General features: G+C 62.9%; 19 protein-coding genes. 1 reads left to right on the top strand and 18 read right to left on the bottom strand.

The window, feature by feature from the left end:
* Positions 1 to 138: 138 nt before the first annotated feature.
* The 3 genes from rplL to BCAL_RS04490 all read right to left on the bottom strand — a co-directional run bounded on the left by rplL (position 139) and on the right by BCAL_RS04490 (position 2,137).
* The gene (rplL, locus tag BCAL_RS04500) at positions 139 to 522 is read right to left on the bottom strand and encodes a 50S ribosomal protein L7/L12 (RefSeq protein ID WP_043164607.1); all 384 of its coding nucleotides are present in this window, start codon (positions 520 to 522) and stop codon (positions 139 to 141) included.
* 124 nt (positions 523 to 646) lie between these two features.
* Complete coding sequence (gene rplJ / locus BCAL_RS04495) at positions 647 to 1,168, bottom strand: 50S ribosomal protein L10 (RefSeq protein WP_043164609.1); 522 nt, start codon at positions 1,166 to 1,168, stop codon at positions 647 to 649.
* Positions 1,169 to 1,423: 255 nt separating this feature from the next.
* Complete coding sequence (locus tag BCAL_RS04490; RefSeq protein ID WP_043164611.1) at positions 1,424 to 2,137, bottom strand: alpha/beta fold hydrolase; 714 nt, start codon at positions 2,135 to 2,137, stop codon at positions 1,424 to 1,426.
* A 289-nt stretch (positions 2,138 to 2,426) separates the two neighbouring features.
* Between BCAL_RS04490 and BCAL_RS04485 the strand changes: the two genes are divergently transcribed.
* Positions 2,427 to 3,821: an NCS2 family permease gene (locus BCAL_RS04485; protein WP_043164612.1), complete on the top strand. Its 1,395-nt coding sequence runs from the start codon at positions 2,427 to 2,429 to the stop codon at positions 3,819 to 3,821.
* Positions 3,822 to 4,396: 575 nt separating this feature from the next.
* On the opposite strand, the gene pstB is transcribed toward BCAL_RS04485, so the two are convergent.
* The 15 genes from pstB to BCAL_RS13125 form a co-directional block, all read right to left on the bottom strand.
* A complete protein-coding gene (pstB, locus tag BCAL_RS04480; RefSeq protein ID WP_043164614.1) occupies positions 4,397 to 5,176 on the bottom strand; it encodes a phosphate ABC transporter ATP-binding protein PstB in 780 nt (259 codons plus the stop codon).
* Positions 5,177 to 5,228: 52 nt separating this feature from the next.
* Positions 5,229 to 6,224, bottom strand: a complete 996-nt coding sequence (gene pstA, locus BCAL_RS04475; protein WP_043164616.1) for a phosphate ABC transporter permease PstA — start codon at positions 6,222 to 6,224, stop codon at positions 5,229 to 5,231.
* Positions 6,221 to 7,174: a phosphate ABC transporter permease subunit PstC gene (pstC, locus tag BCAL_RS04470; RefSeq protein ID WP_043164618.1), complete on the bottom strand. Its 954-nt coding sequence runs from the start codon at positions 7,172 to 7,174 to the stop codon at positions 6,221 to 6,223. The genes pstA and pstC overlap by 4 nt, the downstream gene beginning before the upstream one ends.
* Before the next feature lie 192 nt (positions 7,175 to 7,366).
* The gene (gene pstS, locus BCAL_RS04465) at positions 7,367 to 8,500 is read right to left on the bottom strand and encodes a phosphate ABC transporter substrate-binding protein PstS (protein WP_043164619.1); all 1,134 of its coding nucleotides are present in this window, start codon (positions 8,498 to 8,500) and stop codon (positions 7,367 to 7,369) included.
* Positions 8,501 to 8,731: 231 nt separating this feature from the next.
* Positions 8,732 to 9,442 (bottom strand): response regulator transcription factor, encoded by a 711-nt coding sequence (locus BCAL_RS04460; RefSeq protein WP_043164620.1) that lies wholly within the window; start codon positions 9,440 to 9,442, stop codon positions 8,732 to 8,734.
* A 216-nt stretch (positions 9,443 to 9,658) separates the two neighbouring features.
* Positions 9,659 to 11,038 (bottom strand): sensor histidine kinase, encoded by a 1,380-nt coding sequence (locus tag BCAL_RS04455; RefSeq protein WP_043164621.1) that lies wholly within the window; start codon positions 11,036 to 11,038, stop codon positions 9,659 to 9,661.
* A gap of 178 nt (positions 11,039 to 11,216) precedes the next feature.
* A complete protein-coding gene (gene mtnN / locus BCAL_RS04450; RefSeq protein ID WP_043164622.1) occupies positions 11,217 to 11,927 on the bottom strand; it encodes a 5'-methylthioadenosine/S-adenosylhomocysteine nucleosidase in 711 nt (236 codons plus the stop codon).
* 359 nt (positions 11,928 to 12,286) lie between these two features.
* Positions 12,287 to 13,603: an MFS transporter gene (locus tag BCAL_RS04445; protein WP_043164623.1), complete on the bottom strand. Its 1,317-nt coding sequence runs from the start codon at positions 13,601 to 13,603 to the stop codon at positions 12,287 to 12,289.
* Positions 13,604 to 13,871: 268 nt separating this feature from the next.
* Positions 13,872 to 15,059 (bottom strand): 3-deoxy-7-phosphoheptulonate synthase, encoded by a 1,188-nt coding sequence (locus tag BCAL_RS04440; RefSeq protein WP_052119015.1) that lies wholly within the window; start codon positions 15,057 to 15,059, stop codon positions 13,872 to 13,874.
* 216 nt (positions 15,060 to 15,275) lie between these two features.
* Positions 15,276 to 16,406 carry a 3-deoxy-7-phosphoheptulonate synthase gene (locus BCAL_RS04435; RefSeq protein WP_043164626.1) on the bottom strand — a complete coding sequence of 377 codons (1,131 nt, stop codon included), beginning with the start codon at positions 16,404 to 16,406 and terminating at the stop codon, positions 15,276 to 15,278.
* A 375-nt stretch (positions 16,407 to 16,781) separates the two neighbouring features.
* Entirely contained in the window at positions 16,782 to 18,131 is a 1,350-nt protein-coding gene (locus tag BCAL_RS04430) for a C1 family peptidase (protein WP_043164628.1), read from the bottom strand.
* 277 nt (positions 18,132 to 18,408) lie between these two features.
* On the bottom strand, positions 18,409 to 19,896 hold the full coding sequence (locus tag BCAL_RS04425; RefSeq protein ID WP_439097336.1) for a cell division protein: 1,488 nt from the start codon (positions 19,894 to 19,896) through the stop codon (positions 18,409 to 18,411).
* 174 nt (positions 19,897 to 20,070) lie between these two features.
* Entirely contained in the window at positions 20,071 to 20,727 is a 657-nt protein-coding gene (locus tag BCAL_RS04420) for a pyroglutamyl-peptidase I (RefSeq protein WP_043164630.1), read from the bottom strand.
* Between the two features lie 27 nt (positions 20,728 to 20,754).
* Positions 20,755 to 21,591, bottom strand: coding sequence for an IspD/TarI family cytidylyltransferase (locus tag BCAL_RS04415; RefSeq protein WP_043164632.1), 837 nt, complete (start codon positions 21,589 to 21,591; stop codon positions 20,755 to 20,757).
* Positions 21,592 to 22,266: 675 nt separating this feature from the next.
* Positions 22,267 to 22,479: a hypothetical protein gene (locus BCAL_RS13125; protein WP_152600306.1), complete on the bottom strand. Its 213-nt coding sequence runs from the start codon at positions 22,477 to 22,479 to the stop codon at positions 22,267 to 22,269.
* Positions 22,480 to 22,649 lie beyond the last annotated feature (170 nt).

Below are 22,649 nucleotides of genomic sequence, written 5' to 3'. Positions count from 1 at the left end.
GTCATGCCGCACCGGCATTTGCCGCATTTGATGCAGTATCCACCCATGAATCAACTAAAAACCCCGCATCGGCACGAAGCGGATGCGGGGTTTCCTGCGCTAGGTAGAGCGATGATGTGCGGCTTCAAGCCGCGACAATCACTTGAGCTCGACGGTGGCGCCAGCCTCTTCCAGCTGGGACTTCGCCTTCTCGGCGTCTTCCTTCTTGGCCTTCTCGAGGATGGTGGTCGGAGCACCGTCAACCATGCCCTTGGCGTCAGCCAGGCCGGCACCGGTGATGGCCTTGACGGCCTTGATGACCTGGATCTTCTTGTCGCCGACGGCGGAGAGGACGACGTCGAACTCGGTCTTCTCCTCTTCCTCGGCAGCAGCGCCGGCGGCCGGGGCGGCGATGACGGCGGCGGCCGGGGCGGCAGCCTCAACGTCGAACTTCTCCTCGAAGGCCTTCACGAACTCGGAGAGCTCGACGAGGGTCATCTCACCGAAGGCTTCCAGCAGCTCATCCTGGGTGAACTTAGCCATAATGGCTTCCTTTCAATCATGGCGACGGGTTGGGGTTGAAGAGGTTGCCCGTCACCTAAAAAATTTTTCTCTTTATGGTTCCGACTGTGCGATCGGGCGCCGGCCACGCGGACCGGCAGGATGATCAGGCAGCCTTCTCCTGCTTCTCGCGCAGCGCATCGATCGTACGCACGGCCTTGGTCGGCAGGGCGTTGAACAGGTACGCGGCCTTGGACATCGTAGCCTTGATGTCGCCGGCGAACTCGGCGAGCAGCTGCGGGCGGGACTTGAGATCCGCCAGCTTGGTAGCGCCCTCGGCATCGTACACGGTGCCGTCGGCGTAACCACCCTTGATGACAAGGGCCTTGTTGGTCTTGGCGAAGTCACGGATGGTCTTCGCAGCCTCGATGAAGTCGCCCTTCACGAAGGTGATGGCGGTCGGGCCGGAAAGGATCTCGTCGAGACCCTCGATGCCCGCTTCCTTGGCGGCGATGCGTGCCAGCGTGTTCTTTGCCACGGTGTAGGAAGTATCGCGGCCTAGCTTTTCGCGCAGATCACTGACCTGCGGAACGGTAAGCCCGCGGTACTCGGTGAGGTAGATCGCGTCAGCAGCACGGAACTGAGCCGTAAGCTGGGCAACCACCGCTTCCTTTTCGGGCCTCTTCATGGCGTTCCTTCCTAGATCGGCCGTTGATCTGTTCCGGTCCGGCACGCCATTCGGGCATGAAAAAAAGCCCTGCACGCAGGCAGAGCAACATAAGGCCGTTTCCGGCTGCCCGTAACGGGCTTACATCTCTCAACCTGCGCTGGCTTGGCGAACCAAACTTCGGGAGCGCGTGCACGCTCCAACCAACGGTCTGTGGTTTACGAAGGGATAAATTACGACTTGGCTGCGACAACGACAAGCTTCGGCGTGTCGCGTCTATAAAGTGGCGGCGTATTGGGAGACGGAGGCGGAGACCTCCTTCAAGTAGTCGAGGGAGCGACGCCAGTGGCCGGGGACCTCGATCGAATGGTTGGCGTCGGGGTATTCGTGGACGTGCGGGGTCAGGGCGTTGGCGCGGGCGCGGTCGTAGAAGGGGTCGGCAGTGCCGGCGCATACCAGCGGAGCGGGGCCCGGGTAACGCGAATCGGCATTGGACTCGCCGGAAACCAAAGCCTTGGCGACCTCCACGGACGGCGCGTCCGACTCGGCCACGATGTCGTCGCCGACGCGCGGGACCGGGATCACCCGGGCGGACGGGTCGAAGTCGGCGTGATGCAGGACCGGAGTCAGCAGCACAAACGGCAGACCATAGCGCGTGGCGACATGCGGGTAGGTCATCGTCGTCAGGGACTTGCCGATCAGCAGGAGCCTGACATCGGGCGACTCCGCACGCACCGAGGCCACCCACTCGTCGATCGCCTGATTGATGACGGGGATCACGGTGGACAGATCGTCGGACGCATGCGCCACGTTCATACGGTCGATGCGCCACCCGCCCTCGACAAGCGCCTGCGCCGACCAGTACAGCAGCGGGCGATCGCAGTTGTAGCCGGTGCCGGGCATGAGCAGCACGCGACCGTGCTCCTGCCCCGGCTTGACCGTGTTCTTCTTCCACGCGCGAATCGACACCTCGACCGGCTGCTTGGCCATATGCCACTCCCCTCGTCGTGCTTCCGGCATATCCGAGACCCAAGTCTAGTTGTCATGTTGACCATGCTGGCCATCTCTCGACCCGCGGATTTCGCGCAATGGGGCCGCGCTATAATCACCTTCGGTTCCGGCCGAAGACGGTTTGTCAATATGCTTCTCGCATATCGACACGCCGCAAGCAGGGCCGGGGCGAGTCGCAATTCTCGCCGGGATCCCCACCCATCGCGACAGCGCGAACGTGACCGTGGCGGACGGAGATCCCGCACAACCCAAGGAAAAGAAAGAAAACATGGAGAAGTTCTTCCATTTGAAGGAGAGCGGAACGACGGTCTCGACCGAGGTGCTGGCCGGTCTGACCACGTTCTTCGCGATGGCGTACATCATCGTCGTCAACCCGCAGATCCTGTCGTCCACCGGCATGCCGTGGGGCGGCGTCTTCCTCGCCACGATCATCGCGGCGATCATCGGCACGCTCATCATGGGCCTGTTCGCCAATGTGCCGTACGCCCAGGCCGCCGGCATGGGCCTCAACGCGTTCTTCACCTACACGGTCTGCTTCGGTCTCGGCTTCCCGTGGCAGCAGACGATGTGCATGGTGTTCCTGTGCGGTCTGATCAACATCGTGATCACCGTCACCAAGATCCGCAAGATGATCATCATGGCCATCCCCGAATCGCTGCAGCAGGCGATCGGCGGCGGCATCGGCCTGTTCGTCGCCTACGTCGGCATGCTCAACGTCGGTCTGATCAAGTTCACGCCGGGCGACCCGAAGGCCGCTGCCAAGGGCGGTGCCGTCGCCGCCACCCCGGGGCTTGCGAACTTCAACGACAAAGTCCTGTGGGTCTTCCTCATCGGCCTCGTGCTCGCGATCGTCTTCACCGTGCTCAAGGTCAAGGGCGGCATGCTGCTGGCCATCGTCATCACCACGATCATCGGCATCCCGTTCGGCGTGACCAACTTCGGCTCCTCCCAGTCGCTGTCGCAGACCTTCTCCGAGCTGCCGGTCACGTTCGGCGCGATCTTCAGCGCCGAAGGCTTCCCGGCGCTGTTCTCCGATCCGGCCAAGCTGCCGCTCGTGATCGTCACGATCTTCGCGTTCTCGATGTCCGACACGTTCGACACGCTCGGCACGTTCCTCGGCACCGGACGCCGCACCGGCATCTTCTCCCTCGAGGATGAGAAAGCTCTGGAGAACGGCTCCGGCTTCTCCTCCAAGATGGACAAGGCCCTGTTCGCCGACTCGATCGCCACCTCCATCGGCGCGATCTTCGGCACCTCGAACACGACCACGTACGTCGAGTCCTCCGCGGGCATCGCAGCGGGCGGCCGTACCGGTCTGACCTCCGTGGTCGTCTCCATCTGCTTCGCACTGTCCATCTTCTTCGCTCCGGTCATCTCCGCCGTGCCGTCAGCCGCGACCGCCGGCGTGCTGGTGATCGTCGGCTGCATGATGGCCGCCTCCCTCAAGGAGATCGACTGGGCCGACATCTCCGAGGCGATTCCGGCGTTCTTCGCCACCGCCTTCATGGCGTACTCCTACTCCATCTCCTACGGCATCGCCGGCGGCTTCATCATGTACTGCATCGTGAAGACCTGCAAGGGCAAGGCCAAGGAGGTCCACCCGCTCATCTGGGTCGTCGCCGCGCTGTTCGTCATCGACTTCGTGTGCATGGCGGTGCTCTGATAGTCGGTTAGTCCGATCGACACAGTTTCACAAGCCCCCTGTATGGCCATGAGCCACACGGGGGGCTTTTCAGTACGCGACGGACCCTCCAGAATCGAATGTTTACGCCAAGTCCAGAGCCATATTCTCGACGGATCCTACAGGATCGGACGCTGAAGTGGCCTGTCAAACGTGCAAAACGTTCGATCCTACAGGATCGGAGACAATCCCGGACGGACATGGTTGCCAACCAGTTGAAGCCCACCGGCAACGTACTCTGAGACGACACAGGTGTACGGTGATAGTGGCTATTGCAACCCAATCACCCTATTTCGTACGCTTACAGTCACTATTCGTACGAAAACGGGTGACTACCGGCCTACGACCACAAAGGCCGTACGAATGGAGGAAGTCAGCATACGTTGCTTGTGGGAGTGAAGTAATTAGCCTCGGAGAACGCACATTACCTTCTGGCGACATGGATCACTCGCACAGGGAAGACCGGGGAGCCCCCAACAAACGGGAAAGCCCCCGCACCGGTGAGGACCGGTACGAGGGCTTTCCCGTTGAGGGGACGGCTTAGTCGCGTCGCGCGATCAGCCGAAGCGGCCGGAGATGTAACGCTCGGCCTCTTCGTTCTGCGGGTTGTTGAACATCGTGGTGGTGTCCGCGAAGTACTCGAGGTGGCCCGGCTGGCCGACGGCCTTCAGGTTGAAGAAGGCGGTGTAGTCGGCGATACGAGCAGCCTGCTGCATGTTGTGGGTCACGATCACGATCGTGTAGTCGTTCTTGATCTCGTTGATCAGGTCCTCGACGGCGAGCGTGGAGATCGGGTCCAGAGCGGAGCAGGGCTCGTCCATAAGAATCACCTTCGGGTGGACGGCGACGGCGCGAGCGATGCACAGACGCTGCTGCTGACCACCGGACAGGCCGATGCCCGGGTTGTCAAGACGATCCTTGACCTCGTTCCACAGGTTGGCGCCGCGCAGGGCCCACTCGACGAGATCGTCGGCGTCGGACTTGGAGATGTGGCGGTTGTTCAGACGAACACCGGCGAGCACGTTCTCACGAATGGACATCGTCGGGAACGGGTTCGGGCGCTGGAAGACCATGCCGACGTCACGACGGATGGCGACCGGGTCCATGTCCTTGTCGTAGATGTTCTTGCCCTCGAGCAGCACCTCGCCCTCGACGTGAGCGCCGTTGATGAGCTCGTGCATGCGGTCGAGCGTGCGGAGCACGGTGGACTTGCCGCAGCCGGACGGGCCGATGAAGGCGGTGACCTTGTTGGCCTCGATGTTGATGTTCACATCCTCGACGGCGAGGAAGTCGCCGTAGTAGATGTTCTCGTGGTTGACGTCAATACGTTGTCCCATGATATTTCCCTTAATTCCTTGAAATTCGAAGCGATTCGAACGGGTTAACCGATCAGCGCTCGGTCTTGACGGCGAACACCTTGGCGACCAGACGGCCGATCAGGTTGAGCAGCAGGACGATCACGATCAGGACGAGGGCGGCAGCCCAAGAGCGTTCCATCGGGATGTCGGCCACGCAGGCGGAGGTGGCGGCAGCCGGGCAGTTGGCGTGCAGCTTGCTGTACTCCTGGTAGACATACACAGGCAAGGTGGTCATCTGGCCCGAGAACAGGTTGACGTTCGTCGAGGAGATGTAGCCTGCGGTCATGAGCAGAGGCGCGGTCTCGCCGATGACTCGTGCGATGGCGAGGATGCAGCCGGAGACGATGCCCGGCAGTGCGGTGCGCAGCACGATCTTGGTGATCGTGCGCTGCTTGGTGACGCCAAGCGCCAGAGAGGCCTCACGAAGATCGTTCGGAACGATCTTGAGCATTTCCTCGCAGGACTTGACGACGGTCGGCAGCATCAGCAGGGACAATGCCACGGAGCCTTCGAAGCCGTTGATCGTACCAGGTCCGAACACGATGGTGAACATCGAGAATGCGAACAGACCGGCGACGATGGACGGGATACCACTCATGACGTCGACGAGCATGGAGACCGTCATCGCCAGCTTGCTGCCCTTCGCGTATTCAACGAGGTAGACGGCGCACATGATGCCGATCGGGATGGAGATGACCATTGCACCACCGGTGATCTCCAGCGTACCGATGATGGCGTGAAGAACACCACCGTAGCCGCCGGACGGGGTCGGGTTGCCGCCGACCACACCGGTCATGTTGAAGGACAGGAAGTTGAGGTTCAGACGCTTGAGACCGTTGACGATCGTCGTCCACAGGACGGAGACCAGCGGGATGCAGGCGATGACGAAGGCGAGGACGATGAGCCCCGTCATGAAGTAGTCCTTGTACTTGCGGTAGTTGGAGTACGAGGTCTTCGGAGCGAACTTGTCGAAGTCGATGACGGGAGCGCCGTCGAGGTTCTTCTGCTTGGTTTCTTCAGCCATCATGCGCTCGCTTTCTCGGTGATCTTACGCGCGGCGTAGTTGACCACGAAGGTGATGAGGAACAGGATCAAACCGGTTCCGATCAGGACGGAGACGCCCAGATCGTTGGCTTCCGGGTACTGCGCGGCGATGTTGGCGGCGATGGTCTGGTTCTGGGAAGCCTGCAGCAGCTTGATGGAGTAGGTGAGGCCAGGGGACAGGATCATCAAGACGGCCATCGTCTCACCGAGTGCACGACCGAGTGCCAGCATGGAGGCGGACACGATACCGGACTTGCCGAACGGGATGACGGCGAGCTTGATCATCTCCCACTTGGTGGCACCCAGACCATAGGCGGCCTCCTGCTGGAGAGTCGGGGTCTGCAGGAAGATGTCACGCGACATGGAGGTGATGATCGGCAGGATCATGACGGCCAGCACGACCGCGACGGTGCCGATGGTACGCTGCGGATTCGCCGCAGGGCCCTGGAACAGCGGGATCCATCCGAGGTAGGTGGCCACCCAGTTCCAGAACGGGTAGATGGCCGGGACCAGGATCAGACCGCCCCACAGACCGTAGATAACGGAAGGAATTGCAGCGAGCAGGTCGACCACGTAGCTCAGGCCGGTGGCGACCTTCTTGGACGCGTAGTGAGAGATGAACAGTGCGATGCCGATTGCAACGAAGAAGGCGATGATCAGTGCCAGCACGGAGACGAGCACGGTACCGAACAGCAGCGGGAGCACATAGCCCCAGAAGTTGCTGGTGGCACCGCCGGTGAAGTTGGCGACGGTCTCGGAATTCGCCTTCTGGTCGCCGCCGATAAGCGGCCACGCACGGAAGAACAGGAAGAGGAACACGGCGGCGAGCACGACGAGGATCAGGATGCCACAGGCGTAGGCCACACCCTTGAAGACCTTGTCGGCAGTCTTGCCGGTAACCGGTTCAACAACCGGTTTGTCTTGCGAAGTCACGAAATCTCCTTACGGAAATGGAATTGCGTGTGGAGGAAATGGGATTGAAAAGACGTGTGCAATGAGTTGGGAACCTTCGACCGACCGCAAGCCGCAACCGTTATGAACGACTGCGGCTTGCTTGGTGGTTGCTATTTGATTATGTGGTCTGTCGAAGATTCGTACGTTCCGGCCTTGCGGCCGGAAGTCTCATCACTTGGTCTTGATGGCCTCGATGGACTTCGAGATCTGGGAGGTCAGGCTGGCCGGCAGCGGAGCGGAGCCAGCGGCATCCTGAGCGGTCTTCTGGCCCTCATCGGAGGTGATGTAGGTCAGCCAGGCCTTGACGAACTCGCCCTGCTTGGCGTCCTTGTAGGCCGGGCAGGCGATCGCGTAGGAGACGAGGACGATCGGGTAGGCGCCCTCGGCGGTTGTCTCGTGGTTGATCTTGATCACAACACGGTTGTCACCCTTGGCGGTGTCGTCCTGCTTGGAGTCCTCGATGACCTTGGAACCACCCTCAGCGGAGATCTCGTTGTAGGAGTCGCCGACCTTGACGGCGACGGTGCCGAGCTTGCCGACCTGAGAGAAGTCGGCGTAGCCGATGGTGCCATCAGCCTGCTGGACGGTGGAGACGACACCCGAAGTGCCCTTGGCGCCCTGGCCGACGTTGTTCGGCCAGTTCTCGGACAGGTCGTAGGTCCAGGCGTCCGGAGCGGCATCCTTGAAGTAGGAGACGAAGTTCTGGGTGGTGCCGGACTTATCGGAGCGGTGCACGACGGTGATCGCGGTGTCAGGGAGCTTGAGGTCCTTGTTCTGATCGGCGATGGCCGGGTCGTTCCACTTGGTGATCTTGCCGTCGAAGACCTTGGCGATGGTGGCAGCGTCCATGTTGACGTGCTTGCCGGCGTCGGAGATGCCCTTGAGGTTGAAGATGACGGCGATCGGGGAGATGTAGACCGGGACGTCGAAGGCGGCACCGGAGGCGCACACGGTCTCGGACTTGGTGACCTCGTCGTCGGACAGGGCCTTGTCGGAGCCGGCCCACGCGGTGGCGCCGGTCAGGAAGGTGGAGACACCAGCGCCGGAACCGGTCGGGTTGTAGGCGATCTTGGCGTCCGGGTTGGTGCCCTGGAAGCCGGCGATCCAAGCCTCAACGGCGGCCTGCTGGGAGGAGGCGCCAGCACCCTGGAAGTCGCCGGAGATCGGCTCGGTCTTGGAGGAGCTGTCGGAAGAGCTGGAGCTGCTGGTGCTGGCGGTCGTGTTGTCGCCGCAGGCGGCAAGACCAGCGAGCATAGCAATGCCGGAAATCGCGGCAATAGTACGCACGAAGATGTTCTTACGCATTTCTTTCCCTCATTCAACTAACTTGACGGCCATGAGAGGGCCGCCCGTCAATTCTTGACATCTACAAGCCTATTGGCGTTGGGAAGTCGTGAGGGCCGAAACCGGTGAACGGATGATGAACAATCCGAGATATGTGCCTACGTCGTTTTCAGGGGCACCGGCGTAGTTTGCGCCCTTAGCGCCGTCTTAGCGCCAAGGGCGCGGTCAGAAGCATCTTTAAGAAGAAGCGCCTCAGGCGACCGGCTGATCGATCTTGTAGCCGAGGCCACGCACGGTGGTCAGGTACTTCGGATGGCTCGGGTCCTCCTCGATCTTGGCGCGCACTCGCTTGACATGCACGTCGAGGGTCTTGGTGTCGCCGACGTAATCGGAGCCCCAGATGCGATCGATGAGCTGGTGACGGGTCATCACTCGCCCCTTGTTCTGCAGCAGGTATTCGAGCAGCTCGAACTCCTTCAGGGGGAAGAACACGTTCTCGCCACGCACGGTGACCTGATGCTGTCCGACCTGCATCGAGATGTCGCCGCAGGTCAGCGGCACGTCGTCGCCGGCGGCGGAGCCGTCCGCGGCACCGCCCGCCTGCTGGTTGCGACGCATGACCGCACGGATGCGGGCGAGTAGCTCGCGGAAGGAGTACGGCTTCGTGACGTAATCGTCGGCACCGATCTCAAGGCCGACGACCTTATCGATCTCGGCGCTCTTGGCGGTGAGCATGATGATCGGAACCCGGCTCTGCTCGCGGATGCGACGGCACAGTGCGGTGCCGTCGATGCCGGGAAGCATGAGATCGAGCAGCACGAAGTCGATGCCGCCCTTGGTGAACAGCTCGAGACCCTCCTCACCGGTGGCCGCGGCGGACACGTCATACCCCTCGCGTGTGAGCTGATAGACCAGCGGTTCCCTGTAGGATTCCTCGTCTTCCACGATGAGAATGCGCGTCATGATCACCTTTCATTGCCAGTGGTACCACTGGAAATCCTGTGAGCTTACCTAAGCCATCCTAGCCGTTCGCCGCATGTTCATCCGCTCTTCGTCTTGCGCTACGTAACTTCTGGGGGCGTATTGGCAGGCCACGAACCTTCAGTACAGGAATTTCAACCGGCTGTGCCTTACTTCAACTTCGTCGTCCAGAAATGGCGACTACGTTCCTTTTGATGCCTATTCGGCCGATTGCGCAGTCTGCGAGGAGGCATCCGCGGTTCCGGAAGCTACGGCCGTCTCATCCGCGTCCTGCACATCGTCCGTAGAGGTCTCGGCGTCCGTGCCCGCGTCCTCCTCCTCGGCCATAGGCAGTTCGATCGTGAACGTGGATCCCTCGCCCTCACGCGACCAGACGGACACCGTGCCGCCGCAATCGGCCACGCAGTGCTTGACGATCGCCAATCCGAGCCCCGTGCCTCCGGTCTGACGGGAACGGGCCGGATCGACCCGGTAGAAGCGTTCGAAGACACGGTCGACCGATTCGGCCGGAATGCCGATGCCCTGATCGATGACGCGGATCTTGACCTTGCCGTCGTGCGCCGAGATGGCGATGCGCACCGTGGTGTGTTCGGGCGAATAGTGGATCGCGTTCTCGATGAGATTCTTCACCGAAGTGGTGATCGACTCCTCATCGCACGAGATCGTCGCATCCGGCTCGCCCTTGGCATGTTCGCGCGGAACCGGCTCCCCTCCGAACGACAGATCGAGCTCGATATGGCTGGCATCGGCCTGCACCTGGTTCTCCGCGATCGCATGACGCACGACGGAAAGCACCGACAGGCGTTTCACATCGAGCACGCCGCCGGCGTCCTGCGCCTTCTGCAGATCGATCAGACGGTGGACGAGTTCGGTCAGTCGCGTCGACTCCTTGGCGATGCGCCCGGAGAAGTAGCGAACGGCGTCCGGATCGTCGGCGGCATCGCCGATCGTCTCGGCGAGCAGGGAGATCGCGCCCGCCGGGGTCTTGAGCTCGTGCGAGACGTTGGTCATGAAGTCGCGACGCATCGCCTCGAATCGGCGCTGCTCGCTCATGTCGCTGACAAAGATCGCATACCGGTCGTCGCCGATCGCCGCGACGCGAAGCTTGAGATACCGGGTATTCGAAGGGATCCGCTCCCCCGCCTGCACGCCGTGCCCGGAATTGCCCGGAACGACCGGCGCGCCGGCAAGCACCGGGTCGATCGGCAGCTCGATCTCACGCTCGCGCGGCTGACCGTCGGACGCGACCCGGGAGAGGATACCGGCGGCATCCTCGTCGCTGATTCGTCCCGATTCGGTCAGTCCGAGGTCGACGCATCGCTTGCCCATATAGACGACGTCGCCCTCGCCGTTGACGAGGATCACCGCTTCGGGCATTGCATGGACGAACGACTCCTCGGCGACGCGAACGGACGGCACGACGCCGAACAGCACGTCGTTCTCGGACAGCTCGCTCTGGGCGCGAGAACGGGTCTCAAGCCCCAGACGCTCTCCACGTTCAAGACCGGTGGAATAGGCGATCGCCGCGGCGATGCCGCCGACGATGACCGCAACGATCAGAATCTGCCACCACACCATGCTCCACCCCACTCGTAGGACGCCCGCAACCCGCTATGTATCTGTTGTGTCCGGGTATCCACGATAGCGGCCGCAGCGTTATCCGATACGGTAAACTACGTAAGTTCAGCAGAAGTTCATGCACTCGTCGCAGGCGGTATACGCAATCGAGGGCATGACGGCGTGGCCGTACGACCGACTACAGGCGCCTGAGGATGTCGACCGCCAGCGCGGCCGCCGTATCGGCGTACTCGCTGATATCGAACTCCTTGAAGACCTCGTAATCGGTATCCGCATTGTCCGACAGGGCACGGATGACCAGCGCCGGCACCTCGTTGCGCGCCGCGACCTGCGCAACGGCCGCACCCTCCATCTCGACCGCATCGGCGCCCGTGTCGTGCACGACCTTGCGCACCTGCGCATCGGTATCGACGAAATAGTTGCCGGAGGCGATGATGCCGGTGATATGCGTGATGCCGGCGGCGGTCAGCGCCTCGTCGGCCAGAGCGAGCAGATGATCGTCGGAATGGAACTCATCGACCGGAGCGTCGGGCGTACCGGGCTTCCACTGGCCGACCAGACGCATGTCGGTGTCAAGGAAGCGCAGCGTGCCGCCGAGCACGACGTCGTTGATATGCAGGTGCGTGTTGAGATTGCCCGCGATGCCGGAGAAGATCACGGCCTGCGGATGATAGACGCTGATCAGATGCTGCGTGGTCGCGGCGGCGGCGACCAGACCCATGCCGCCGACGGTGGCGACGACGGTCAGGCGCTCGCCCGCGTTCGTCGTGATGGTGCCGCGCGCCACATCAAGGCTGGCGGCCCTGTCATGCTCGACATCGTCGAGGGCGCGCGCGATCAGCGCGACCTCCTCGTCCAGCGCTCCGATGATGGCGATCGTCCTGCCCATGTCGTTTCTCCTGTCGCTCGTTTCGCTTGTCGACCTGTCGCTTCCGAGCGTACTCAGAATTGGGCGTACTGTCACGTTCCGACGGTGACCGTGAGGGGGCGATATGCCCTGCTCGTGACACGCTCAAGGCCGCTCGGCCAAGCCTACGGTCACGAACAGGGCATATCGCCCCCTCACTCGGAACGTTGGGAAGTTACGTCGCATCGCCACGCGACATTGCCACAAAGAGCGGAGGACCGGAATATTTCGTTCTCGACCGTAGGCTTGGCCGAGCGGCCTTGAGCGTGTCGAGAATGAAATATTCCGGTCCTCCGCGGACACCGGCACTACTTACATGTACCGGTTACAACTACCGGAAATCACTCCTCGTAGTCCTTGTCCTTGCTTTCCTTGATGAGGAAGAGGGCGATGAGAGCGAGGGCGGCCATGATGGCCATGTACCAGCCGACGGACACCACGGAACCGGTGGACTGCACCAGGGCGGTGGCGATGGTCGGGGCGAAGGCACCACCGAGGATGGCGGCGAGGTTGTAGCTCAGGCCGGCGCCGGAGTAGCGCACGTTGGTCGGGAACAGCTCGGGCAGGTAGGCGCCGCACGGTCCGAACAGACCGCCCATGAGGGCGAAGCCGACGCACAGGAAGATCATCACGGTGACGACGTTGTGCTGGAGCAGGTGCATTGCGAACAGCGAGAAGACCAGTGTCAGAGCGGTCGTGGTGATGAGGACCTTCTTGCGGCCGATCCTATCGGAGTAGACGCAGGAGATGAGGATGAAGATCGCAAAGAACACCACCGAGGTCATCTGCATGGCGAGATACTCGTTCTGCGTGAACGCAGGCTTCATGACCTTGACGCCGTAGCTCAGCGACCAGGTGCCGAGCACGTAGAACAGGGTGTAGGTGATGCCCATGGCGAAGGTGCCGAGGAGCACTTCCTTCCAGTACGGCACGAGAGCACGCAGCGGGTGCTTGACGACGCGATCGTTCTCGACGGCCTTGCGGAAGATCGGGGTCTCGGTCATGCGCAGACGCACGTACAGGCCGATGGCGACGAGGACCGCGGAGCACAGGAACGGGATACGCCAGCCCCAGGCCTGCATCTTGTCGGGGCCAAGGGTGGAGTCAAGCAGCAGGTTCAGGCCGTAGGCGCAGAAGAAGCCGATCGGGGCGCCGAGGTTCGGGAAGGAACCATACAGGGCGCGCTTGTTGGCCGGAGCGTTCTCGGTGGCGACGAGCGCGGCGCCGGACCATTCGCCGGCGAGACCGACGCCCTGGCAGGCGCGGCAGATGCACAGGATGATGATGGCGAGGATGCCGAGCTGGTCATAGCTCGGCAGGCAGCCGACGAGGAACGTGGAGATGCCCATGGTCATCAGGGCGACGACCAGCGTGGTCTTACGACCGATCTTGTCGCCGAAGTGACCGAAGAGCATCGAACCGAACGGGCGGGCGAGGAACGACACGGCGAACGTCAGGAACGCGAGCATCGTACCGATGGCCGGGTTGGCCTTGGTGGCCGCCGGGAAGAAGATCGCGCCGAAGTAGCTGGCGGATGCGATGGAATAGCAGTAGTTGTCGTAGAACTCGATGGCGGTGCCCACCATCGACGCCGCGATGATCTCGGGAACCGAATCCTTCTTCTCGGGTGTGGCCGCTGCGACTGCAGTTGCGGACATGATTGAAATACCCCTTATGTGATAACAGCTTCTCTCACGCGGGGAGCGCACCCGGGGTAACGGGGCGTCCCACGTCAATGGCGGGATGCGGTCCGACCGACTGGAGCTTGTGGCTTGCAGCGGCGTCCGCACACCGCTGTGCTGAGGTATAGGTCTACTCGCACTCCGAGGCCCATGGTGATATCGCTCACATAGTGGAACGCAATCTCATCTTTTCATGCTCGCTATGGAATCGTCCAGCTCGCGAACGCAGGAGAAAACGCGCGATTCAGCGCCAACGGCGCGTGGCGACGGCTTCGGCGAGCGTGCGCAGCAGCTGCTCGGTGACGGGCCAGCTCAGGCACTTGTCGGTGATCGACTTGCCGTAGACGAGCTGGCTTAGGGGCGCCGCGGGCTGATTGCCGCCCTCGAGGAAGCTCTCCATCATCACGCCGGTGATGCCGCGCTCGCCGTCGGCGATGCGGGCGGCGATCTCGCGCACGACCTCGGCCTGACGATGCTCGTCCTTACCGGAGTTGCCATGCGAGCAATCGACGACCAGACCATGCGAGGCGGCGGAATCGGCCGGCATGCGCTCCCGGATCGTCTCAAGTGCGGCGGCGACGTCCTCCTTGGAGTAGTTCGGCCCGGAGCTGGATCCACGCAGCACGACATGGCAGTCGGGATTGCCGAGCGTCTTGACGACGGCGGCACGGCCTCTGTGGTCGATGCCGAAGAACGTGTGCTGCTGCGCGGCGGCGAAACAGGAGTCGGACGCGGCCTTGACCGAACCGTCGGTCGCGTTCTTGAATCCGATCGGCATCGACAGGCCGCTCGCCAGCTGGCGATGCACCTGGCTTTCGGTGTTGCGAGCGCCGATCGCGCCCCAGCTGACGGCATCGGCGATGAACTGCGGGCTGGTCGGCTCAAGGAACTCGGTGGCGGCGGCGAGCCCCTCACCCAGCACGCCAAGCAACGTGCGGCGGGCGAGCAGCAACCCCTTCTTGATGTTGCACGAGCCGTCGATGTCCGGATCGTTGATCAGGCCCTTCCACCCGACGGTGGTGCGGGGCTTTTCGAAGTAGACGCGCATGACGATGAGCAGCTGCTCGTCGAGCTCGTCCTTGAGCTTGGCGAGACGACGCGCGTAGTCGAGTGCGGCGGCGGGATCGTGCACCGAGCACGGGCCGACGATGACGAGCAGTCGATCGTCCTGACCGTAGAGGCAAGCGCGGATCTCGTCACGCGAGTAGGCGACGATCTCCTGCGCGTCATCGGTCAGCGGGAGATCGGCGAGGACCTGCGCCGGGGTGGGCAGTACCTCGAACTCGAGTACGCGGCGGTTGACGATGCGGCTGATGCCAACCTGATCCTCCCAACGAGGCACGTCGGTGGCGATAAGCGGATTCTTGCCCGCGTCCATCGCCTCCTGGATCGCCCTGAGGTCCTCCGGCTTGTTGAGCGGCTGCTGCTGCATGGTCTTCTCTCCCTTTATCCGATATTCCCCTTATAGGATAGTGGATGACTTACAGCGAATCGTTCTCAATTAGAAAAGTGTGAGCCCAACGCACACGATCGCACAAACGAACATCGCCCGAAACGGCGGAAAATGGCCATTCCGGGCGATGTTATGGGCGATTGACGATCTGTCAACCCTCACACTTTTCTTATTGAGAACGATTCGCTGCAACCGTTAGAGGGCGCGCCTAGCCGAAACGGCGTCGGCCAAACAATGCAGCAGCTCCTCGGTGCGATCCCACGGCACGCAGGAGTCGGTCACGGACTGTCCGTAGACCAGCTGGTCGAGCGGAGCCGGCTTCTGATGGCCTGCGACGAGGAAGCTCTCCATCATCACACCGAGGATGCCCGGCTCACCCTGAGCGACACGCTCGGCGATCTCCTCGACGACCTCGGCCTCACGCACCTCGTCCTTGCCGCAGTTGCCGTGCGCGGCATCGATGATCAGACCATGCTCGCTCGGTCCCGACGCCTTGGACTTCTTGAGGTCCACCAGCGCCTGCGCGACGGAATCACGGTCATAGTTCGGACCATGGTTGGAACCGCGCAGCACCAGATGGCAATCGGGATTGCCCTTCGTCTCGGCGGAGATCACGCGACCATCCAGATTGATGGACAGGAAATGATGCTCGAACGCGGCAGCATAGCAGGAATCGGCGGCCGGCTTGATCGAACCGTCGGTCGCGTTCTTGAAGCCGACCGGCATCGACAGGCCGCTCGCCAGCTCGCGGTGCACCTGGCTTTCGGTGTTGCGAGCGCCGATCGCGCCCCAGCTGATCAGATCGCAGATGTACTGCGGGGTAATCGGATCGAGCCACTCGGTGGCGGTGGGCAGACCGAGATTCAGCACGTCGGTCAGCACCTTGCGCGCCAGCCACATGCCCTTGCGAATGTTGAAACGCCCATCCAGATCCGGATCGTTGATCAGACCCTTCCAGCCGATCGTCGTACGCGGCTTCTCGAAGTAGACGCGCATGACGATGAGCAGCCGGTCATCCAGCTGCCTGGAGACGGCGGCCAGCTTGGTCGCATACTCGTGCGCGGCCTTCGGATCATGGATCGAGCAGGGGCCGACGATGACCAGCAGACGGTCGTCGCGACCATGCAGGATATCGCGGATCTCCTGACGGGAGGTGAGGACCAGATCGCTCATCGACTTGGTGAGCGGCAGTTCCTTCAGAAACGCGCGGGGCGCGGGGATCGGGTCAAGCTGACGGATGTTGACGTCGACGGTCTCGGGAAAGACGGCCTGCTCCCCCAAACGCTGAACGTCCTCGGAACTATCCGGGCCACGAAGTGCTGCCATGCCGACTCTCCTTTCTCATCGGTGTACGTACATCGGCCTGCATCGATACTTGCTATGCAACAAGGACCTTACTGTAGCGATCATGCCACGAAAACGGCATCTGCCGACCGTTCTGTGGAACGATCGGCAGATTAGTGAAGGTTATTGGCAGAAGCTGTCCGCCACACGGCGTGTCGACTCAGGAGCTCCTGCTCCGAGCGCAGCTCAGGCAAGAGCTCTCCGAGCCCTGCAATTACGGACTCGCCTGACGGCGAGGCTCAAGCCTACCTTCGCCGTTCCCCGCGTGCTTACGCCCACGGGCCACGCCTACGGACAGCCCACCGGGCTGTCCGCCACACGGCGTGTCGGCTCAGGAGCTCTTGCCCCGAGCGCAGCTCAGGCAAGAGCTCCCATCGGATCCCATGCCGGCAGGGAGATGGCGGGCTCTTCAAGGGCCTTGAGGTATTCCTCGGGCAGGAGCGCCTTCGGGACGGCGACCTCGTAGACGTACTCGGTGAACCAGTCGTCGCTCATCGTGAAGTAGCCCTTGTCGGCGATCTTGGTACCCCAGGAGTTCTCGACGCGCCAACGGCGGGTGGAGCCGTCATCGGCGACATCCACGCCAGCGAAGGCCATCGCGTGGTTCATCGCGGAGTCGGCGAAGCGCACGCGCGCCTCCTTGTCGAGATCGAAGTCGACGTCGTAGATCGAACCGTACTCGAACAGGTCGGTCGCCCACGCGCCGGACTCGCGGTCCATGAACGGACCGCAGTCGGCGCCAAACCACACCGGGATGCCCTGCTCGACGAGGATCTGCTTGACGCAGTCCTTCATGAACTGGTTCGGCACGTTGAGGTACTCGGTCGCGTCGCCGCCGGCGACGTTGCCCAGATGCTCGATGGCGATCTTCTTGCCCTTCGGGTGCTCCTGACGCGGATCATCGACCAGGCACACGTAGCTCTCCAGATCGGCGGAGCCGACGTACTTCGCCCAGAACTCCTGCGGGGTGATCTCGCCATCGCGGTGGAACTCGCCGTCCTTGTCCGTCCACTCCCAGTCGAAGGAGACCGGCGGCTCGCCGAGGTGGATGGTCAGCATGCGGTGACCGGCGGCGCGGGCGTCGGCGATGGTCTCGTCGATGCCGGCGTCCTCACCGGCGGCGTGCGCGGCGAACATGTGCGCGACGGCGGTGTGCAGCATGTGACGCAGCTGCGTGTTCATCGGGCCGGTGTTCTTCGAGGACTCGGTCTCCGGGAACAGGTCCTTCGGCACCGCACCGTACTTCTTGTACACGTTCATCGCCATCGTCCACTGGCCGCCGTCGCCCATCACGTCGGCGAGCAGGTGCTGGATCAGACGGGAATCAGCCGGTTCGCCGGCGCGCACGAGGGCCGCGACGTCCTGCAGGAAGTAGTTGATGCGCTCGAGCTTGTCGTAGTACATCGCGTAGTTCTGCGAGAACTCGAACTCCTTGACGTTCAGGTTCTTCTTCGCGACGAAGCGGGCGACGTTCAGCGAGCTGAACAGCCAGCAGCGGCCGGAATGATCCTGATGCGTGGCCTCGCCGTTGTCGATGACGGTGGAGAAGCGACGCTGCAGCAGGCGGGCGCGATCATAGTTCTTGGCGACGGTGTTGATGCCGGCGGCGGTCACCGCGTTCATCGCCATGCGGTTGGTGCCGTCCGCGTCGAATTCCTCGCGCAGGGCGGACAGGGCCTCGCTGCTCAACGGCTGCAGGGTGGTCATAGCTTTGTGCTCCTTTTACTGACCTTGTGGGTTGGTTTCGGGGCACTACCTTACAATCCGGCGACGAAGATTGGGCGATGGAGTTCTGGCGTTTGGGGGTTTCCGGCGTGGGAGGTTGGGCGGATTATGCGATGCGCGACACGCTCAAGGCCGCTCGGCCAAGCCTACGGTCGCGCATCGCATAATCCGCCCAACCTCAGGAATGTGGTAAACGCGCGAACGCCCTTCCATCGGGGAGATGGAGGAGCGTTCGGTTGCAGCTAACTGCGACTGGCTGCTACTTCTGCACCTCCGGGGACTCCTGAGTGGCAGCCGGGTTGGTGGGGAGGGCTACCGTTTCGTCGGACTCGGCCTCAGGCCCGACCTCAGGCCCGGCCTCAGGGGCGGGCTCAGGGGCGGGCTGCTCCGCTTCGGCGACAGCAGCAGGCTCGCCGGAGGCGCCGGAGGCACCGGGGATCGGGGCGTTGACCGGAACGTCGGGGGCGGGGGTTTCCTCGCCGCCGACGAAGCCGGCGAAGGCGTTGGAGAACATGGCACGCAGCTCGCTGACACGCTGGGTGATCTGCGCCTCGCGCTGCTGCAGGGCGGCGATGTGGTGCTTGAGACCATCGAGCTCCTGCTGGGCGGCAGTGCGACGCTCCTCGATCTGACGTTCGGCGTCCTCGCTGGCCTTGCGCAGGGTGGCGGTGGCCTGTTCGTCGGCGGCGGCGCGCTTCGCGGCGGCGTAGGCATCGGCCTCCTCGCGTGCGGTCTTGGCCTGGCCGACCAGCTCGTCGGCCTCCTTCTTGGCGGCGGTGCGACGCTCCTCGAGGTTGTCGAGCAACTCGGAGACCTTCTTCGTGGCCTCATCCTGCTGGGCGGCGATGTCGGTGCGGATCTGCTCGACCTCCGCGTTGACCTGGCTCATCGTCTTGGTGCGCTTGACCTCGGCCTCGTCGTTGATCTCCTGCGCCTTGGACTTGGCGTCGTCGACAATCTCGCCGGCGCGGCGCTGCGCGTCGGTCATCATCTTGGAGACCTGCTCGCGCACGTCGGCAAGCTTCTTGTTCGCCTCGGCGAGCGCGGCCTCGATCTGGTCGTTCGCCTCTGACTTGAGACGGGCCAGCTCCTCGTTGGTGCTCTTGCGCTGGGCGGCGATCTGCGCGGTGGCCTCGGCCTTGAGATCGGAGAGCTCGCGCTCCTGCTTGGCCTTCTCGGAGGCGAGCTGCTTGTCGTGCGCCTCACGGGAGTTGCTCAGCTCCAGTTCGACGGTCTGACGCTGCTCGGTGACGTTCTTCGCGGTTTCCGCGCGCAGCTGGGCGGCGTTGTTCTTCGCGGAGGTGGTGATGGTGTCCGCTTCGGTGTTGGCCTGGGCGAGGATCGTGGACGCTTTCTGGGAGGCGTCGTCGACGATGTGCTTGGCGTCGAGCTTGGCGTTGTTGATCAGGGTCTGGGCCTGCGCCTGCGCGGCCTTGCGGGTTGCCGCGGCGTCGGACTTGGCGCGCTCGAGCAGCTCGGAGCTGGTCTGTTCGGCGGAGGCGAGCATCTGCTGTGCGTTGGCGCCGAGCGAGGCGAAGCTGCTCGACTTCGGCTTGCGCTTCTTCTCCTCCTCGAGCTGCGCCTGCAGCTTGAGGATGCGGGCGTCGCTCGCGGCGATCTGCTCGCGCATGCCCGCGAGGGTCTGCTGCGCCTGACGCACGCTGGCCTGCGCGGTGGCGAACGCTTCGTCGACCTTGTCCTTGTCGTATCCCCTCAACACAATCGGGAACTGATCCATGTCCCTCATTCCTTTCGCCTGATCGGGCTCAGCACATCACTCGTCGTCCCGTCCGAGACGGGCCCCGTACGCTTTCAGCATCGTAGCCCAAACACGCCGGAGACGAGCAGCGATTATCTGCGATTCACACAGCTTCATCCATTTTCGTTCGTGTCTAGTTCGACCGGAGGCGAAAGGCCGAAATCAGGCGATGAGGATGTCGCCCGACGTGGGTCTGCGATAGTAGCGCACGCTGTCGCGCACGACGTCGGCGCCGGCGGTCACCAGATGGCGCAGCGGCAGACCGTGCTGCGGGTGGCGCGATTCGTTGATCAGCGGGAAGCTCACGAATCCGGCGAGCACCTTGTCCTGACCCGACGCCCAGTTGAGCAGGTTGTAGAACAGCGAATTGCACACGAAGGTGCCGGCGTCGGAGCTTAGGGTGGCGGGAATGCCGTCACGCGTGAAATCGGCGAGGATCGAACGCAGCGGCAGACGCGTCCAGTATGCGGCAGGACCGTTCGGATCGATCGGAGCGCGGCGGGGCGTCATGTTGTCGACGTCCGGCTTGGCGGCGTCCATCAGGTTCGTGGCGCACCGTTCGAGCATCACACCGCGGGCCGCGTGCTTGAGACCCGTGGCGATGACGATGTTCGGATGCGTGGCCTCGATGGTCTCGCGCAGGGTCGGCCAGGCCTTCGCGAAGCTCACGGGCAGGCTCACCGCGCTGATGGCGAGCTCCACGTCGTCAAGCCCGTCCACGCCCTTTTCGGCCAATGCCTTGGGCACCTCGTAGGACGGGTTGACGCGGACGTCATCGTAATGATCGAAGCCGGAGATCACGACACTGAGCTGCTGCATGACACCAAGTCTACCCGTGCCGAGCCGCTACCTGCGTGCCATCTGGGCCGCGGCGCCGCTCAGCAGCGCGTGCATGCGGGCCTTGGCCTCCTCCTTGGTCATGTGGTGCGTCAGATCGGCGGCGATGCGCTCGGCGACGGGGATGTCGGCCATCGTCGTGATCTTCAGGTTCGTCTCGGCGCCGGCGACGATCGCGACCGGCTCGTCGGGCAGATAGTCGACGACGACGCGCGTGTCGTCGGTCGGATGGAAGTCGGGGTCGGCGGACGCCAGTTCGTACGCGTGGCGGATCGTCGCGAAACGGAACGACTGCGGCGTCTGCGCTCGGAACGTGTTCGGACGATCGGGCACGGCCTTGACGACCTTGCGATCGCCTAGATCCTCGGTCAGGAGGATCGTGTCGGTGGACGCGAACGCGACGGTGGCGGCGTTGAACTGGTCGAGCGCGTCGATCGACCCGTCGATCGCGGACGGCGCAACGAACGGGCGGACCGCGTCGTGGATGAGGATCTTCGCGTTGTCGGGGATGCCCGCCTGCGCGAGCATGTCGAGCGCGGCCGCGGTGCTGTCGACGCGTTCGGCGCCGCCGTCGATGACGACGCGGACCTTGCCGTATCCGGCCTCCTCGATCAGCTCCTCGACGGTGGCGCGCACCTTCTCATTGACGACCACGACGATGTCGGTGACGCGTTCGCAGCGCTCGAACGCCTCGATGCTCCAGCACACGATCGGCTTGCCGCCCACGGAGACGAGCTGCTTGGGGTTGTCGGGGTCGAATCGCGTGCCGAATCCGGCGGCGAGAACCACGGCGACGACGGGCGCCGGGGCAGACTGGACGGGGGTATTCTGTTCTCTCTCGGTCATAATGACTCCAACCGTAGAACGAGGGGCGGGCGAGTGTGAGTCGGCTCACGGTGTCTGCACGGAATGTGTACGCGCACGGGGGCCTACTGGCGTCGTTCGTTGTTGAATTGACTGCCTCTCAGGCCTGCTTTGCGGGCCGGTTCGTCCTGCGATTAAGGGACACGCTGCGCGCGCGTCATGCAGGCTCGTCATGTCGACTCGCCTGCAAAACAGCTCCGCCGTTTGCTTCATGGCAGCGTCCAGACGAGGGGAGCCCTGACAAGAGGGCCGGAATGAGTCCAGCGAATTTCTGGAGTGCGATGCCAGGTCTGCGTCACGCAGGTGTCGCACAGGCCTGCGTCAACTATCCGCCCGCCAAACAAATCCAACCCGAGCGTCCAGTCCGGTCCGAGCCCATTGCGCCCGACCCCATAGGATCCGCCGCAGCAACCCACATTCCCCGCCCCATTATGCCCGATCCCGCAGGATCCGACGTTATGGGAGCTTGCAAGGTCGGGGAAAACGTCCGATACTGTAGAATCCGTTGCAATAACCCGCATTTCTTGTTCCGTTACGTCTGATCCCGTAGGAACCGGCGTTGAGAGGGGTAGGGGAAATGACGAAAACGTCCGATCACGTAGGGGCCGATACGGTGTCCGGGGCGGATCAGGGATGAACGCGTGACAAGTCTGCCACTCAGCGCACGTCAATCGGTTGATGTTCGTTGAGTGGCAGAAAACTGTGCCGCTCAACGCGATTTCGGCGGTTTTTCGCGTTCAGCGGCAGACGCATCGGCGGCAGGAGCAGTTCTTGGAATACCGGCCATTGCGGAATCGTTGGAAAATAGCCATTTTGACAATGTGTCAAAAAGGCGGTGAGGCGGTAATGATGTATCGTCGTGCCGCTCAACGCCAAAAACACTGAAAAATGCGTTGAGCGGCACAGATGGAGGCACAGATGGAGGCACAGCCGGCAGCACAGCAGGGGGTGCGACCGGGAGGCGCGGCCGGGCGGCGCAATTGAGTCAGCCTGTAATGGCGCGGCCGAGTGTCTGGCACCTCGCGTCGGAAGTGCATTTG

It is taken from the genome of Bifidobacterium callitrichos DSM 23973 (genome assembly GCF_000741175.1).
Lineage (GTDB): Bacteria > Actinomycetota > Actinomycetes > Actinomycetales > Bifidobacteriaceae > Bifidobacterium > Bifidobacterium callitrichos.
Note: the sequence above shows the minus strand (reverse complement) of the source record. Positions and strands in the feature narration are given on the sequence as shown.

What these genes read in the sequence shown, in the direction of transcription:
- rplL (WP_043164607.1), bottom strand. Translation starts at nt 522, where the DNA reads ATGGCTAAGTTCACCCAGGATGAGCTGCTGGAAGCCTTCGGTGAGATG.
- rplJ (WP_043164609.1), bottom strand. Translation starts at nt 1,168, where the DNA reads ATGAAGAGGCCCGAAAAGGAAGCGGTGGTTGCCCAGCTTACGGCTCAG.
- BCAL_RS04490 (WP_043164611.1), bottom strand. Translation starts at nt 2,137, where the DNA reads ATGGCCAAGCAGCCGGTCGAGGTGTCGATTCGCGCGTGGAAGAAGAAC.
- BCAL_RS04485 (WP_043164612.1), top strand. Translation starts at nt 2,427, where the DNA reads ATGGAGAAGTTCTTCCATTTGAAGGAGAGCGGAACGACGGTCTCGACC.
- pstB (WP_043164614.1), bottom strand. Translation starts at nt 5,176, where the DNA reads ATGGGACAACGTATTGACGTCAACCACGAGAACATCTACTACGGCGAC.
- pstA (WP_043164616.1), bottom strand. Translation starts at nt 6,224, where the DNA reads ATGATGGCTGAAGAAACCAAGCAGAAGAACCTCGACGGCGCTCCCGTC.
- pstS (WP_043164619.1), bottom strand. Translation starts at nt 8,500, where the DNA reads ATGCGTAAGAACATCTTCGTGCGTACTATTGCCGCGATTTCCGGCATT.
- BCAL_RS04460 (WP_043164620.1), bottom strand. Translation starts at nt 9,442, where the DNA reads ATGACGCGCATTCTCATCGTGGAAGACGAGGAATCCTACAGGGAACCG.
- BCAL_RS04455 (WP_043164621.1), bottom strand. Translation starts at nt 11,038, where the DNA reads ATGGTGTGGTGGCAGATTCTGATCGTTGCGGTCATCGTCGGCGGCATC.
- mtnN (WP_043164622.1), bottom strand. Translation starts at nt 11,927, where the DNA reads ATGGGCAGGACGATCGCCATCATCGGAGCGCTGGACGAGGAGGTCGCG.
- BCAL_RS04445 (WP_043164623.1), bottom strand. Translation starts at nt 13,603, where the DNA reads ATGTCCGCAACTGCAGTCGCAGCGGCCACACCCGAGAAGAAGGATTCG.
- BCAL_RS04440 (WP_052119015.1), bottom strand. Translation starts at nt 15,059, where the DNA reads ATGCAGCAGCAGCCGCTCAACAAGCCGGAGGACCTCAGGGCGATCCAG.
- BCAL_RS04435 (WP_043164626.1), bottom strand. Translation starts at nt 16,406, where the DNA reads ATGGCAGCACTTCGTGGCCCGGATAGTTCCGAGGACGTTCAGCGTTTG.
- BCAL_RS04430 (WP_043164628.1), bottom strand. Translation starts at nt 18,131, where the DNA reads ATGACCACCCTGCAGCCGTTGAGCAGCGAGGCCCTGTCCGCCCTGCGC.
- BCAL_RS04425 (WP_439097336.1), bottom strand. Translation starts at nt 19,896, where the DNA reads ATGAGGGACATGGATCAGTTCCCGATTGTGTTGAGGGGATACGACAAG.
- BCAL_RS04420 (WP_043164630.1), bottom strand. Translation starts at nt 20,727, where the DNA reads ATGCAGCAGCTCAGTGTCGTGATCTCCGGCTTCGATCATTACGATGAC.
- BCAL_RS04415 (WP_043164632.1), bottom strand. Translation starts at nt 21,591, where the DNA reads ATGACCGAGAGAGAACAGAATACCCCCGTCCAGTCTGCCCCGGCGCCC.